The 14,846-nt window shown below is 71.5% G+C and carries 12 protein-coding genes; 3 read left to right on the top strand and 9 right to left on the bottom strand.

Annotation, left to right across the window (positions count from 1 at the left end):
* Nucleotides 1-130: 130 nt before the first annotated feature.
* Nucleotides 131-1,855: an arginine--tRNA ligase gene (gene argS / locus FSYMDG_RS00845; protein WP_043602701.1), complete on the top strand. Its 1,725-nt coding sequence runs from the start codon at nucleotides 131-133 to the stop codon at nucleotides 1,853-1,855.
* A 91-nt stretch (nucleotides 1,856-1,946) separates the two neighbouring features.
* On the opposite strand, the gene FSYMDG_RS22435 is transcribed toward argS, so the two are convergent.
* From FSYMDG_RS22435 to purS, 4 genes are all read right to left on the bottom strand, one after another.
* Nucleotides 1,947-4,814 (bottom strand): sensor domain-containing protein, encoded by a 2,868-nt coding sequence (locus FSYMDG_RS22435; RefSeq protein ID WP_013871735.1) that lies wholly within the window; start codon nucleotides 4,812-4,814, stop codon nucleotides 1,947-1,949.
* A gap of 255 nt (nucleotides 4,815-5,069) precedes the next feature.
* A complete protein-coding gene (locus FSYMDG_RS00835; protein ID WP_013871734.1) occupies nucleotides 5,070-5,846 on the bottom strand; it encodes an HNH endonuclease family protein in 777 nt (258 codons plus the stop codon).
* Between the two features lie 325 nt (nucleotides 5,847-6,171).
* Nucleotides 6,172-6,522 (bottom strand): rhodanese-like domain-containing protein, encoded by a 351-nt coding sequence (locus tag FSYMDG_RS00830; protein WP_013871733.1) that lies wholly within the window; start codon nucleotides 6,520-6,522, stop codon nucleotides 6,172-6,174.
* Between the two features lie 673 nt (nucleotides 6,523-7,195).
* Nucleotides 7,196-7,501, bottom strand: a complete 306-nt coding sequence (gene purS, locus FSYMDG_RS00825) for a phosphoribosylformylglycinamidine synthase subunit PurS (protein ID WP_043602700.1) — start codon at nucleotides 7,499-7,501, stop codon at nucleotides 7,196-7,198.
* Between the two features lie 530 nt (nucleotides 7,502-8,031).
* Here purS and larE point away from each other — a divergent pair.
* Nucleotides 8,032-9,525: an ATP-dependent sacrificial sulfur transferase LarE gene (gene larE, locus FSYMDG_RS00820; RefSeq protein ID WP_347176426.1), complete on the top strand. Its 1,494-nt coding sequence runs from the start codon at nucleotides 8,032-8,034 to the stop codon at nucleotides 9,523-9,525.
* A gap of 21 nt (nucleotides 9,526-9,546) precedes the next feature.
* Here larE and FSYMDG_RS00815 read toward each other — a convergent pair whose 3' ends face one another.
* Nucleotides 9,547-9,759, bottom strand: coding sequence for a hypothetical protein (locus tag FSYMDG_RS00815; protein ID WP_050803267.1), 213 nt, complete (start codon nucleotides 9,757-9,759; stop codon nucleotides 9,547-9,549).
* 410 nt (nucleotides 9,760-10,169) lie between these two features.
* On the opposite strand from FSYMDG_RS00815, the gene FSYMDG_RS00810 reads away from it, so the two are divergent.
* Entirely contained in the window at nucleotides 10,170-10,565 is a 396-nt protein-coding gene (locus FSYMDG_RS00810; protein WP_013871729.1) for a cold-shock protein, read from the top strand.
* Nucleotides 10,566-10,603: 38 nt separating this feature from the next.
* Here the strand turns inward: FSYMDG_RS00810 and FSYMDG_RS00805 are convergent, their stop codons facing one another.
* The 4 genes from FSYMDG_RS00805 to FSYMDG_RS00790 all read right to left on the bottom strand — a co-directional run bounded on the left by FSYMDG_RS00805 (nucleotide 10,604) and on the right by FSYMDG_RS00790 (nucleotide 14,734).
* Complete coding sequence (locus FSYMDG_RS00805) at nucleotides 10,604-11,440, bottom strand: 1,4-dihydroxy-6-naphthoate synthase (RefSeq protein ID WP_085948574.1); 837 nt, start codon at nucleotides 11,438-11,440, stop codon at nucleotides 10,604-10,606.
* Nucleotides 11,441-11,478: 38 nt separating this feature from the next.
* Nucleotides 11,479-12,426, bottom strand: coding sequence for a futalosine hydrolase (mqnB, locus tag FSYMDG_RS00800; RefSeq protein ID WP_013871727.1), 948 nt, complete (start codon nucleotides 12,424-12,426; stop codon nucleotides 11,479-11,481).
* Nucleotides 12,427-12,540: 114 nt separating this feature from the next.
* Complete coding sequence (locus FSYMDG_RS00795; protein ID WP_043602699.1) at nucleotides 12,541-12,987, bottom strand: hypothetical protein; 447 nt, start codon at nucleotides 12,985-12,987, stop codon at nucleotides 12,541-12,543.
* 217 nt (nucleotides 12,988-13,204) lie between these two features.
* Nucleotides 13,205-14,734, bottom strand: coding sequence for an MFS transporter (locus tag FSYMDG_RS00790; RefSeq protein WP_013871725.1), 1,530 nt, complete (start codon nucleotides 14,732-14,734; stop codon nucleotides 13,205-13,207).
* Between the last annotated feature and the right edge of the window lie 112 nt (nucleotides 14,735-14,846).

Below are 14,846 nucleotides of genomic sequence, written 5' to 3'. Positions count from 1 at the left end.
CGAGCTCCTCGAAGCTGAGCCTCCTCGAAGTGGGCATCGCGGACCCGGCCGGCGGGCACGTGGCGCGGATCGGTGGGTGCGGCCGCGCACGGCGGTCCGGGCCGGGCGCCGAGTCGGTAGATTCACGGGCGTGACGAGCCTGGAACGTCTTCTCGACGAGCGGTTGGGTGCGGCCTTCACGGCCGTTGCCGGCGAACAGGTCGATCCCGCCATCCGACGGTCGCAGCGAGCGGACTACCAGGCGGACGCGGCCCTCTCACTGGCCCGCCGTCTTCGTCGCAATCCGCGTGACATCGCCGCCGAGGTGGTCCGGGCCGCCGAACTCGACGACCTGTGCGAGACGGTCGAGGTGGCCGGGCCGGGGTTCATCAACCTGCACCTGGCCGCGTCCGCGCTGGAGCGCCTGCTCGGGGAGGTGTTCGGCGACGAGCGGCTCGGCGTCGCGCCGGTGCCCGAGCCCGAGGTGGTCGTCGTCGACTATTCCGGGCCGAACGCCGCCAAGGAGATGCACGTCGGCCATCTCCGGTCGACGATCATCGGGGACGCGGCGGTGCGGCTGCTGAGCTGGCTGGGCCATCAGGTCGTCCGGCAGAACCACATCGGGGACTGGGGCACGCCGTTCGGCATGCTGGTCGAGCATCTGCTCGACATCGGCGAGTCCGAGGCCGCCCACGAGCTTTCCGTCGGCGATCTCAACGCCTTCTACAGGGCCGCCCGGGTGAAGTTCGACGCGGACGAGGCGTTCAAGGAGCGTTCCCGGCTACGGGTCGTCCGGCTCCAGGCCGGCGACCCGACGACACGCCGGCTCTGGCACGTGCTGGTCGGCGAGTCCAAGAAGTACTTCCTGACCGTCTACTCCCAGCTCGGCGTGCTGCTCACCGAGGCGGACTTCCGGGGGGAGAGCTCCTACAACGACCAGTTGGGCCCGGTCGTCGACGAGCTGACCGAGCTGGGGCTGCTGCGGCTGAGCGACGGCGCCCTGTGTGCCTTCCCGGAAGGGTTCAAGAACCGGGACGATGAGCCCCTGCCGCTCATCGTGCGCAAACGGGACGGCGGTTACGGGTATGCGACCACCGATCTGGCGACGATTCGTCACCGGATCCGTGACCTGCACGCGACCCGGCTGCTCTACGTGGTGGGGCTGCCGCAGTACCAGCACTTCGAGATGATCTACGAGGTGGCTCGGGAGGCCGGTTGGCTGCGCGCGCCCGTGCGGGCCGAGCACATCGGGCACGGGTCGATCCTGGGCGCCGACGGCAAGATGCTGCGGACCCGGGCCGGCGACTCCGTGAAGCTCGTCGCCCTGTTGGAGCAGGCCGTTTCCCGAGCAGCCGACGTCATCGCCGTGAAGAATCCCGGGTTGGACGCTCAGACCCGCGCGCAGGTCGCCCAGGCGATCGGGATCGGTGCCGTGAAGTACGCGGACCTCTCGACCGACCGGTCAAAGGACTACGTCTTCGACCTGGACCGCATGCTGGCTTTCGATGGCAACACCGCACCCTATCTGCAGTACGCCCACGCGAGGATCTGCTCGGTGTTCCGCCGGGCCGGGCTCACGTATCCGGTCGCCGCCGCCGACATCCGGATCGGCGAGCCCGAGGAACGTCACCTCGCCGTTCAGCTGCTCAGCTTCGGCGACGTGGTCGAGGGCATTGTCGACTCGCTCGAGTTCCACCGGCTGGCGGGTTATCTTTTCAGCCTGGCGACCGCTTTCACGAATTTCTACGAGAAATGCCCTATTCTCCGTGCCGAGGAGCCGGTCCGCACCAGCCGGGTCGCCCTGTGCGACCTGACCCGGCGCGCCCTCGCGACCGGCCTGGGCCTGCTCGGTATCACCGCGCCCGAGCGGATGTGACCGGATTTCCCGGCCACAGGTCATGATCCCTGGCTGGTGGCCGCGGCCGCCGGGGCCGACCATGGCCGACCGTGGCCGTGGACCCGGCTCGTCACGGCTGGCCGGCGGCGGCTGTCTGCCGGGCGGGCAGGCGCGGTTCGGGGCGGGCGAAGTAGTCGCCCTGCACGAGGTCGCAGCGCAGATCGGTGAGTGCGGCAAGCTGCTCGGGGGTCTCCACCCCCTTCGCGATGGCGGTCATGCCGAGGGCGTGGGCCAACTGGATGCCGGCGGCGGCGATGGCGTAGGAGGCGGGATCGTCGATCAGCCCGCCGATGAACCGGCGGTCGATTTTCAGACCGTCGAGCGGCAGGCCGCGCAGCCGGGTGAGGGACAGATGGCCGGTGCCGAAGTTGTCAACGTGGATGGCGACGCCGAGGGCGTGCACGGCTTGTAGGGCGGCGGTGACGGTCTCGTCGTTGTCTCTGAGGTCGCTCTCGGTGATTTCGAGGCAGAGATGGTACCGGTGGTCGGCGTTGGTGATCCGCAGGAGCGCCTCGAGGTCGGGTAGGAAACCGGGGTCGGTGAACTGGCGGATGGAGACGTTGACGCTGATGTGCGGCCGGCGTGCCGGCGGCGGGCCCGCCGCCCAGGCAGCGGCCCAGGCAGCCGCGGTGTGGCAGGCGGTGCGCAGAGCCCACCGGTCCAGCGGGACGACTATCCCGGTCTCCTCTGCGAGGGGGAGGAACGCCTCGGGATACAGCAGGCCGCGTTCGGGATGCTGCCAGCGCAGGAGGGCCTCGGCTCCGACGACCTCACCACCGAGGCTGACGACGGACTGGTAGCGCAACTGGAGGCCGTCCGTGTCGAGAGCGTTACGCAGGTCGTTCTCGATGGTGAGCCTGTCCAGGGACGCGTTGCGCATGCTCTCCTCGAAGAGCAGGTAGCGGCCGCGGCCCTGGTGTTTGGCGCCGTACATGGCGATGTCGGCGGCCTGTAGCAGGCCGCTGGGGTCGGGGATGTCCGGCCCGGACAGGGCGACGCCGACGCTGGCGCTGACACTCACCTGGCACCCGTCGAGGATCATGGGTTCGGAGAGGGCGCTCACGACCCGTTCGGCGATGGCGCACAGGGCGGTTTCCGTCAGGATCTTTTCGCAGACGACGGCGAACTCGTCGCCGGAGAGGCGGGCGACGGTGTCCCCGGGCCGGACGGCGCCCCGCAGGCGGGTGGCGACCTCGCACAGCAGCCGGTCGCCGATGTGATGCCCCAGCGAGTCGTTGACACCCTTGAAGCCGTCGAGGTCGACGAACAGGAGCCCGGTTCGGAGCTGCCAGCTCTGCTTCGATCGGCCCCGCTTCGACCTGCCCTGGGCTTGATGATCATTCTCCGGACGGCCCTGCTTCAGGGCCTGGCCGAGCCGCTCGAACAGCGCGGTGCGGTTGGCCAGCCCGGTGAGCTCGTCGTGCAGGGCACGGTGGTTGGCGTCGCGTTCGACCTGGTGCCGGATGGCCGCCGCGCTCAGCACGGTTGCGACCGTCCGCACGAACTCGACCTCGCGATCGGTGAACGAGCCGGAGCTGCCGGAGCTGGAGGCGGAGCCGGACGTGCCGGTGGCGTCTGCCACGGGCACGATCGGCCCTTCCAGACGGTCCGGAAAGGTGCCGGCCGGGCCGGGAGGGCCGGACGCGGCCGGCGGCGCGCCGCGGTAGACCGTGAGGATCGCGGTCGGGTCGTCGGGCCGGCCGATCGGGATCGCCAGACCGGAGCGTCCACCGGAGGGCGCCCCCTGGCCGTCGTCCCGCCGCTGCGCTGGGCCCTGCCCGTTGCGCGTGCCCTGCTGGTCCTGAAAATCCTGCTGGTCCCGGAAACCTAGCTGGTTGTGCGGGCCTGCCCGCCGCGGCGAGTCCTGCCGGTCGGAGGTGGGGAGGCGGTCGAAGGTGGGAAGGCGGTCGGCGTGGACGGGGCCGCAGGTCGCGAGCGCCGACGTGACCAGGATGCCGGGTTCGGGCGGCGTCCCAACGACCGCGGCCAGGCACGGCCCGGCGTGCCCGGGAGGCAGTTCGTGCACGGTGACGGCGTCCGCGCGCAGATGGTCGGCGACCATCTGCGCGGCGGCGCGCCACAGCGGCTGCGGATCGGGGTTGTGCAGGGAGCGCTCTCCCAGCTCCGCCACGATCGCCTGTTCGGCTGAGCGGACCCGCAGTTCCGCCAGTGCCTGCTCGCGCTCGGTGACGTCGGTGGCGACCATCGCCACCGACGTCACGGTGCCGTCCGCGGCGGACAGGGGCACCGCGTGGATGTCGTAACGGCGTCCAGCCGCCTCGATGACACCTGACACGCGCTTGCCGGAGTGCGCAGCCCGGCGGGCCATGCGCCGGATCGTCACGTCCTCGAAGGCCGCCCCCCCGGAGGTCATGTCCTTGGAGGCGTCGGGACCCCTGGGCGTGTCGAAGGAGCCGAGGGCTTCGAGGGCCTCGGACGCCGACGGCCGCGAGGCGCCCGCATGGTCGACGTCCCGCCCGCCTCCGGCGTGCTCGACGCGTCCGATCCGGTCTAGGAGGAACAACGTTACCGGCGCGTTCTCCAGCAGCAGTCGCAGGTGGTGGCGGGCGGTCACCTCCCGGGTGATGTCCTGGAACTGGACGAGATGGTGGGGCCGTGGGTCGGAGCCGTCCCGCAGGAGTGTGGTGATGGCCAGGGCGTGGACCATCGAGCCGTCCGGGCGGACGAACCGGATCACGTCCTGCTGGCCATCGCGACAGCCGACCGCGTGGGGTGACGTGTCGTCCGGTCGTTTCGCCCGCTCGCCCGGGTGGATCAGCGCGTCCCAGGCTGTGTGGAGGAGCTCCGCCTCGCCACGGCCGAGGATCTGGCAGGCGGCCGTGTTCACCCGCCACACCAGATTATCGACTACACCGACGAGCGCCATTCCGATCTGTAGCCGGTCGAACAGATCGAGGCGATCCCCCTCCGGTCCCACCGGTTCCTCACCTACTCACCCGTGTCTGCCTCACCCGTGTCGGTTCTCGACTGCCTCCGCCTGATCGAACGTATCCCGGGAAGAAGCCAGAGTCTTTCTGGTAACAGAAAAGTTAACTGTACTCGCTTGGTGGCCTGATGTGACGAGTGTGACGTGGATGCGATCGTCCGGGTCGTTACGGTGATCATCTATCTGATGCGTGATCGCTGACCGGGCGCGACAGCCCCACCGGCCGGCTGGTCGGCTGGTCGGCCGTCAGCGGGTCTGCGTCGTGCCGAGCACGGGCTGGTCCGGGCAGCCGCTCAGGATTTTGATCATTGCTTCCCGCTCGGCCGCGTCCACCCACAGGCCGTAGCGGGCCTTCACCCCGATCTGCCGGGCCACGTACTGGCAGCGGTATCCCCGGTTCGGAGGCAGCCACTGTGCGGCGTCGTCGTCGCTCTTGTCCTGGTTCGTCGGACCGTTGACGGCAAGCAGGTTCTCCGGATCGTTGGCGAACGCCAGCCGCTTGTCCGGCGACCAGAAGGCAGCCCCGGTCCGCCAGGCGTCCGCCAGCGCCACCACATGGTCGATCTGGACGGCGCTCGCGGACCGTGAACGGTCGAAGCGGACGATCCGGTTGGTGTACGGATCCCTTAGCTCACCGGTCAGCACTGTGCACGAGTTCCGCCGCACGGTCACCAGCGTCAGGTCGCGGTGCAGGATGTCGTTGCGCGTGTCACAGCCGTTGCCGTCGACGTCCGACCAGGCGGCGCCGAACTCGTCCCGCCGGTACGGCGGCGATGTCGTGGCCGGGTGCACCGGGATCGACTGGAGGGTGGCGACGGCGGTTCCGACGGTGACGACCTGGCCGCGTCCGCCGGCCGTCCCGCCGGAGCCCGCGGGCGATCCCGCGCCGTCGAGCGTCCCGCATCCGGTCAGGGCAAGAAACACGCTGAGGCAGAGCGCAACAGCCGCTGACAGGATTCGTGCCCGGCCGTTGGCCGGGACACCTCGCGCCGCGGTGCCGCGGACCACGGTGTCGCGGACCACGGTGTTCCGGATCGGGCCCCCGTCGGCCGTGGCGTCGTGGGCCGCGCTTCCATGGGCAGTGACGCCGGCAGCCGCGGTGCCACCCCGCCCGCGGCGCCGGCCTCGGCTGCCTGGCTCCGCGTGGCCCTGGTCTCCACGGCTTTGATCCGCATGACCTTGATCATGATCTGCCGGCGGTCGGAGACGCGGCACTGACGCGGCGGGGGTCATAACGCCAGTTTCCCGCCGTCCAGCGCCCGTGCCGGTGAGATGGCGCCGGTTGTGGACAGGAGTGTTGTGGACGCACCCGCCGCCGGCCTGGCCACGGGGAGCCGGCCGGATACCGTCAGATCACGGCCGGGGGATGCGGTGCGTTGTTCACCATCGGACGGCCCGAGGCGTCCCAGGCGATCATTCCACCGTCCAGGTTGCGGGCCTGCCAGCCGCCGCGGTGCAGGTAGGCCGTGACCGCGGCCGAACGCTGCCCGGAGCGGCAGATCACCACCACGTCCCGGTCGCGCGGCACCTCTTCGATGCGCTCGAGGAGCTCACCCATGGGGATGTGGACCGCTCCGGCGATATGCCCCGCGTCCCACTCCTCCGCCTCCCGGACGTCGAGGAGCAGCGGCCCGACGTCCGGCGTGACCGTCGCCAGAAGTTGATCTACTGTGACCGAAGGTATCTGATCCGAACCCACGCGGCCATCCTGCCATCCGCCCGGCGTCCCGTGGCGTTGGCTACCGGACAGGCGGCTACCGGACAGGCGGTCATCACGTGATGGCCGCTGGACAGGTGGTCACGGCACAGGTGGCCGCCGGACATTGCGCGGGACATGATCCCGGGGATTTGGGCCTGCCGGCGGCGCGAGAGAGGCATGGTCGCTCCGTCTTTGGTCCCTCGGCCGGCCGGCTGTGGTCACGAGGACGCTTTTTCGCCCGCAGCGACGAGGCCCGTGGTGGGACTGTGATTACCGTGGAATCGCTCGATGTCGAATCATCAGGATGCGGAGCGGACGGGCCGTGGCTCACCTGCCCGTGGTGCGGCGGGATCGTACCGCTGGCACATCTCGTCCCAGGGGACGACGAACCATACGCACGGGTTGCCGTCTGTGACTCGTGCGGACGCCGGGTCATGTTCCTCTCCCCAGCCGACCCGACGGCCTGACCCACCCACCCGCCCCGCCTGCTCACGCCCCGCCGGGCCCGCCGGGCAGGCGGAGGGGTGCGCGAACGGGGCGGTGGGGTGGTCCCGTGGGGTGGATGTGCCGGCTCGGGACATTGCGCTCCGGAGTGATGCATGCGCTTTTCGTCACGGAGTGATGATTGTCACGATCAGCGTGCGGTCGCCCTCGCGGGCCTTCCGAACACGTCTCAGGTGGTGGGTTCGGCTCTGACCGCGTTGGCCTCGGCGGGGCTGGCCTGCGCCGGTTGCGGCGGCTCCACCCGCACGACGTAGTCCTCGATCACCGGGTTGGCGAGCAGGGAGGCGGCGAGCTGGTCGATCCGGGCGAGGACGTCGGCGTCGGCGTCGCCGTCCACCTCCAGCTCGAAACGCTTGCCCTGGCGCACCCCGGCGATGCCGGACACGTCCAGGCGTGGCAGCGCGGCGAGGATCGCCTGCCCCTGCGGGTCGAGGATCTCCGGTTTCAGCATCACGTCCACAACGACCCTGGCCACGCCTGAAGACTGTATCGGTGCATCGCAGGGCCGGGGCTGATGGATGTTGGTCGGCTGGGTGTCGCCCGCGCTCGAAGATCCATCGGACGTGGTTCCACCGGTGCCGTTCGGGCCTGGAGCGGGTGTGCTGCCCACACCTGCGCGGCCAGCCTCGAGCTGTGGGCGTACCCATCGGCCCGCCCCGGGCGGGTGCGCCGTTCGGGGGGCCGGCGCACCCGCCCGGCCGCATGCGCCGACACGGCCGGTGCGCCAGGAACACCGCCCGGCACCGCGAACCCCACCGGGCACCGCACGCCTTTTTCGATCAAGAAAGTGAATGTGATCAGGAAAGCGAGTGTGGAAATGGCTGCTGTGGCGGCCACTTGTTCCCTCGTTCTCATGATTCGGCGGTAATCGATCGCGAATCTTTGATCGATTGACGGTGTTCGGGGGCGGTGTTCGGGGGCTCTGTGGCTGTGGGCGCCCGTGGCGAGGCGGCGGTAACTACCCTCGGGTGTGTGTCGACATCCGTGCCAGAACAGCCCGTGTCCGTGCCGAGGCAACCTGCCTCGGGGGCAGCCGGTCCGCCGAGAGCGGCCGGGCCGGTCGTCGGATTCGACCTGGACATGACGTTGCTGGACCCTCGGCGCGGCGTCGTCGCCACCTACGCCGCGCTGGCCGCCGAGACGGGGGTGACGATCGACGGCGAAGCGGCCGCCGCCCGCCTCGGGCCGCCGCTGGAGGAGGAGATCGCCCGCTGGTTCCCGCCCGAGCGGGTAGCGGAGACGGCGGCCAGCTACCGCGAGCTGTACGCCGTCCACGCGCTGCCGGTGTCGCTGCCGATGCCGGGCGCCGCCGACGCGGTCGCCCAGGTGCGTCGCCACGGGGGGCAGGTGGTCGTTGTCACCGCCAAGAGCGAGCCGCTCGCGCGGGCGAGCCTCACCCACATCGGCATCGAGGTGGACGCGGTCGAGGGCTGGCGGTTCGCCGAGACGAAGGCCGAGGCCATGATCGAGCATGATGTCACGATCTACGCGGGTGACCATGTCGGTGACATCGTCGGAGCGCACGCGGCCGGTGCCCTGGCCGTCGCGGTGGCCACCGGCCCGTGCTCGGCGGACGAGTTGGCCGCCGCCGGAGCCGACGTCGTCCTGCCCGACCTGGCCGCGTTCGGCGGCTGGCTGTCGTCCCATCTGCTGCCCGGTCGGCTCGACGACCTGGCCGCACGGCTGGCCGGGCTCGGCTCGGTACTGGTGGCCTTCTCCGGTGGGGCGGACTCGGCGTTCCTGCTGACGGCGGCGGTCCGGACGCTCGGCGCCGACCGGGTGGTGGCGGCCACGGCGAGCTCGGCGTCCCTGCCGGCCGCCGAACTCGCCGCCGCCACCGATTTCGCCGCGCGGCTCGGCGTCCGCCATCTCACCCCGGCCACGAACGAGATGGGACGCGAGGGCTACCGGGCCAACGGGCCGGACCGGTGCTACTTCTGCAAGGCGGAGCTCACCGAGACGCTGCGGCCGCTCGCGGACTCCCTCGGCCTCGTCCATGTGGTGACCGGGACGAACGCCGACGACGCCGTCGCCGGGTTCCGGCCGGGTATCCGGGCGGCGGCCCAGCGGGGGGCGCGTACCCCGCTGCTGGACGCGGGCCTGACCAAGGCGCAGGTCCGCGAGGCGTCCCGGCGGTGGGGTCTGTCGACCTGGGACAAGCCGGCCGCGGCCTGCCTGGCCAGCCGGATCGCCTACGGCATCGAGGTGTCGCCGGCCCGGCTGGCCCGAGTCGAACGTGCAGAGGCCGGGCTGCGGGTGGCTCTGGCCGCCGCAGGGCTCGCCGTCCGGAACCTGCGGGTGCGCGACCTCGACGGCCTGGCAATGGTCGAGGTGGACGCTGACCAGGTGGCGGCGCTGGCCGCGCGTCCGGACCTGCTGGCCGCGCTCGAGGGCTTCGACCGGGTGGAGGTCGACCCCCGTGGGTTCCGGTCGGGCTCCATGAACGAGCTGCTGCCGGCCGTGGCGCGAGCGTCCGGGGAAGGCGGCGCCGGACGGTGAGAACGGCCGGGGGCCGTCCGGTCAGATCGGGTTTCCCTCGGCGTCGACCGGTTCGGCCTCGTCCACCGGGGCGGGGGAGAGCACAGCCAGGAGTATCCCGATCAGGGCGAGGGCGAAGCCGACGGTCAGCCCGCCGGCCGCGACCGCGTTGAGCCAGGTGGGACGTTCGGTGACCCCGAAGAAGAACGGGATAATGATGACCGCGGTGGCGACGAGGCCGATCGCGAACGACACGACCGCAGCCCGGACGAAGAGGTCCGTCCGTCTCCGGCGCCCCGAGGGCTCAGCAGGCTCTGCTTCCCGCGCCGCTGGATCGTCCACGCCTACCAGCCTACGGATTCCGCGGCCCCCCTGGCCAAAGGCGATGCGATCGTTGCGTCGCATCGCCGGCGGCTGGTTGGGGGCTGCGGGCCAAAGGATGAGCGATCATGTTTGTCGCGTTCGGGAGCCCGTTGGACCGGGGAAGCCGACCGGTAGGCCTGGCTGCTCCAGGCTTGCCGGTGAGCTGGGCGATCATCGCTCGGGTGCTACTGCTCGGTGATGAAAAAGTACGGACGGCCACTCATCGGCGCGTCCCCGGATAGCCTTGAGACCCCGGTATCTCACCGGACAGTCCCCCTTCGCTACTCATAACGAGGTCTTCCGTGCCCACCGGCAGAGTCAAGTGGTTCGACGTCGACAAGGGCTTTGGCTTTCTCAGCCGTGACGACGGCGGTGATGTTTTCGTCCACAAGGCCGCGCTCCCGCCTGGCGTGGACAGACTCAAGCCCGGTGACCGGGTCGAGTTCGGGATCGCCACGAGCCGCCGTGGCGACCAGGCGTTGTCGGTGCGGCTGCTCGCGGCTCCGCCGTCGGTGACGAAGGCTGCCGCACAGGCGGCGCGGCGTAGCCCGGACGAGCTCCACAGCATGGTCGAAGACATGATCAAACTGTTGGACGAGGTGCAGGGCTCGTTGCGCCGCGGGCGCTATCCTGACCGGCGCACGGCCCAGAAGGTGGCGAAGGTCGTTCACGCGGTCGCCGACGAGCTGGAGGTCTGATCGTCCGGCGGCCGCTCCCCGCGTGGGCCGGACGCGGATCAGCGTAGGGGGACGGGCAGGGGTGGGACGAGGCCCGCGGCGGCCGCACGGCCCAGCAGGGCCTCGACCGCCCCGTAACCCTCGTCGCCGAGCTGCAGGGTGTAGTCGTTGACGTACAGGCTGATGTGGGCGTCCACCACGTCCGGGTCCATCTCCTGCGCGTGGTCGAGGACGTGGGAGCGTGACGCCGCCGGGTCGGCGAACGCGGCGGCCACGCTCGCCCGCACCGCCGCGGACAGCGCGGCGCCGTCGAGGTGGCGGCGGCCCAGGACGGCCCCGAGCGGGATCGGCAGGCCGGTTTCGGACTCCCACCAGTCGCCGAGGTCGGCGATGGCGGTCAGGCCGAAGGACGGGTAGGTGAACCGGGATTCGTGGATCACCAGGCCTGCGTCGTACCGTCCGTCCCGCACCGCTGGCATGATCTTCTCGAAGGACAGGACGTCGATCTCGCTCACCCCGCGCTCCTGCGCCCACAGGCGGAACAGCAGGTAGGCGGTGGTGCGCATGCCGGGGATCGCGACGCGGGCGCCACGCAGGTCGGCCCGGCCGGCGGTCAGCACGAGCGGTCCGCAGCCGCGTCCCAGCGCGCTGCCGGCCGACAGCAGCTGGTAGGAGTCCAGCAGCCAGGGCAGGGCCGCGTAGGAGACCTTGACGACGTCGTCGAGGGCGTCGGCGGCGCGGCTGTTGAGCACGTCGATGTCGGCGAAGGTCACTGTGACCGGGGTGCCGCCCCCGACCAGCCCGTGCGTGAGCGCGTGGAAGGCGAACGTGTCGTTCGGGCACGGAGAGATCGCCAACGACAGCGGTGTCGGCAGGGACGGCGGTGCCGTCGGGATCGTCGACGTCGACGTGCTCTCGCCGACGTTGGTCCCGGTCACGATGTGCCGCCCGTCGCTGGTCCCCTCGCTTCCGCGGGTCCGGCTGGTCTGGCCGGGCCGCCGGAGCCGGTCGCGCGCAGGGCCGCGGTGAGGGTGTCGATGCCGGCGGTGAGGGCGGCTGCCGCGGCGCTCAGCCCGGCCAGCGCGCCCGGCACGTCCCAGCTGGCCCGGTCGCGGCGCCCGACCGCGTTACTGATCGCGCGGATCTCGGCGAAGGGCGTGCCGTACACCGCCGTCGCGACCGCGACCGCGTACCCTTCCATCGCCTCGGCGGCCGGGCCGAAACGCAGTGCCAGGGCCGCGGCCCGGCGCTCGGTCCCGGTGATCGTCGAGACGGTCAGCACCGGCCCGGTCCGTACCGGGCGTCCGGTACCGGCGAGGATGCCGGTGAGGGTCTGGACGGTTTCCTCGCGGGGGGACAGCGTGGAGGCTCCGAGCCCGAGCTGTTCCAGGGTGAGGAAGTCGCTGGACGCCGTCGGCGCGGGTGGTTGTCCTGGTTCACCGGGCGGGGCGTCGACGCCGGATTCCGCGCCGAGATCCGCGGCGATCAGCGCGTCCGCGATGACGAGGTCGCCGATGTCCGCGCGGCCGGCGAAACCGCCCGCGATCCCGAAGGAGACGACCAGGTCGAACGGTTCTCCCGCGGCCTGGGCGGTGGCGAGCGCGGTGGCGGTGCCGGCAGCCGCGGCGGGGCCGGCGGCACCGGCGGCGAGGACGGTCACCGCGCCGGAGCGGCGGCCCAGGTAGGGGCCGATCCGCACGGCGGTCAGGAGTTGGCGGTCCCACGACGGCGGCGAGCCACGCGACAGCGTGCCCGTACCGGCGGCGGCAGCGGCGGCACTGCCCGTGCTGGTGACGGGTCGGGGCCGCCACGGCCCCATCATTCCGGCGCAGACCGCGTCCGCCTCGGCTGTCATCGCGGTGACGAGCAGGATGCGGCTCACGCGGCCGCCAGCGGGACAGTCGACGGGCGGGTGCGGCCCGGGCACGCCGCGGCCGGGCCTGTGCCGCCGCTCGGGCCTGTGCGGGCGGGGCTGACGGGACTGGGGTTCATCGGGCTACGGCTGGACGACGAGCCGGAACGGCCAGCTCCCGGAAGCCTGCTCGGAGCCGGCGTGCGGGGCCTGGAAGACGGTCAGGTTCACCTCGCCGCGCCCGTCCGGCACGGACAGCCGGTAGTGCGGCTCGGTGATGATGTCGGTAATCCGGGTGTCGTTGGACGCCAGGAAGTATCCCTTGTCAGCGACCGACTTTGCGACGTCGATGTTGACGACTGACCCGGGGGCGGCGTGCAGGACCGGCGCCTGGTATCCGCCTTTCTTGATCACTGTGCCGTCGCGGTCGTACTGGGCGGCGTGCGCCTGCACGAAGTCGCCGCCGGACTGCAACGTCACCAGCGGGGTCGGCTTGTCGCAGCCGGTGAGCACCAGGACCAGCGCGCCGAGGATGCCGAGCACGACGGGGCGTCGCCGCCGAGTGCGGAAAAGTAGCCGAGATACGGACACGATCGGAGGTTACCGTTCCCGACGGTCGGACGCCGGCCTGCTCGCAATCCCGCGGGTGGGTTGTCGGTCTCAACCCACCTGCTCAGCGGCTCGGCCCCGGGTGGCTTGGCCGTGGCCATGAGCCCCTGCCGGCGGCCGCGACCGGGGTGCTGGCCGCGGCGGGAGCCGGTGGCCGTCGACCGCTGGTACCGTCTGATCGCTTTTTTGATTATTTCGGTCAGCTGGAACCGCGCTCCCACCAGCGCCGGACGGGCGGTCGCGGCACGGTTGGGGCGTCGGGCGCGGCGGGCGGCCGCGGCACGGCCGGGGCCTGCGGCAGGGCCTGCGGCAATGTCGGGTGCTGCGGCAGGGGCGGGTGCTGCGGCAGGGTCTGCGGCAGGGGCGGGGCCTGCGGCTGGGTGGGCGCACCCGGGTCGAAGTGAGCCATGGACGGGGTCGCTGGGGCGTGCGGAGCAGCCGGGGCGTGCGGGGCGTTGTGCAGTTCCCGGGCCGCGGCCCGGGAACGGTGCAGGGCCCGGGTCTCCACGAACATCGTGCCCAGGACCACCGCGGACGCGGCGGCGAAGCCGAGCGTGCCAGGCATCTCGATCAGGCCGATCGCGCCGCCGGCGACCCAGACGAGCTGCATCGCGGTTTCCGAGCGGGCGAACGCCGAGTTGCGAGTGTCCTCGGCGACGTCCCGCTGGATGATGGCGTCCAGCCCGAGCTTGCCGGTCGAGCTGGCCGTGGTGACCAGCAGGGCCGCGAGCAGCGAGGTCAGCTTCGTGTAGTTGACGGCGGCGCCCAGGCAGCCGCCGGCGGCCATCAGCAGCGACAGCATCAGCAGCGCTTCCGGCCGTTTGCGGCCGAGGCGCCCGCCGACGAACACGCCCAGGCCGCTGCCCACCCCGGCGCAGATCGCCAGCCCGGCGAGCCACAGGTTGTTGCCGCCGCTGGTCCGCAGCAGGAACGCCAGGTAGAAGGTGAGGAACCCGACCAGACCGCGCAGCACCAGCGACGCGCGCAGCGCCACCGGCAGCCCGCCGAGCGCGCGGCGCAGCCGGCCGGTGATGTCCCGGCGGAAGCGGCCCGTCCCGAGGAAGGCGCGTTTCTCACCCGCGGCGGAGTCGACGTGTTTCGGCAGGTTGAAGGCGAGCAGAACACCGATCATGTAGACGATCGCGCAGATCCGCAGCACCCACGGATAGCCGACGTAGGGGATGTTGGCGATACCGAGCGCGGCGGGGGCCACCACCGCCCCGGCCGCGATGTTGACCAGGGAGATCCGGGAGTTGACCTTCACCAGGGTCAGCTCCCGGGGGGCCACCCGCGGGATGACCGCGCTGCGGGCCACCCCGAACGACCGCGACAGCATCAGCAGCCCGAGCGCCAGCGGGTAGACCGCCACCCCGTCGAGGGAGCTCGCGAGCTGCCAGGCGAGCATGCCGCGGGCCAGGCAGATCGCGGCCAGGGCGGTTCGGCGGCCATAGGCGAACCTGTCCAGCACCGGGCCGATCACCGGTGCCAGCAGGACGAACGGCACCATCGTGATCAACAGGTACAGGGCGACCTTCGACCGTGCCTCACCGGTGGGTACCGCGAAGAAAAGTGAGCCGGCGAGTGCTACCGTGACCAGCGCGTCCCCGGCCGCGTTGACGAACGAAAGCTCCATCAGGGAGGCGAGCCCGGACTGTTCGGCGCCGCCCCGGCGGGCGGAGGCCCGCAGCTTCCGCACCCCCCTGGCGACACCGGCACCCACGTTCACCATGCTGAGTGTCCTCCCCCCCAGGAGAGCCATCACGACCACGCAGCGCAGTTCCGGAACGTGTAGGCGACAATACGTGCGTGGAGGCTCAGGATGTACAGCGCGGCCCGGCAGC

The sequence above is a fragment of the Candidatus Protofrankia datiscae genome (assembly GCF_000177615.2).
Classification (GTDB): Bacteria; Actinomycetota; Actinomycetes; order Frankiales; family Frankiaceae; genus Protofrankia; species Protofrankia coriariae.
The sequence above is the reverse complement of the archived record's forward strand: the minus strand, read 5'-3'. Positions and strand labels throughout refer to the sequence as shown.

Bases quoted from the DNA above. Each gene is read 5' to 3' on its own strand.
- FSYMDG_RS00790 (WP_013871725.1), bottom strand. From the start codon at position 14,734: ATGGTGAACGTGGGTGCCGGTGTCGCCAGGGGGGTGCGGAAGCTGCGG.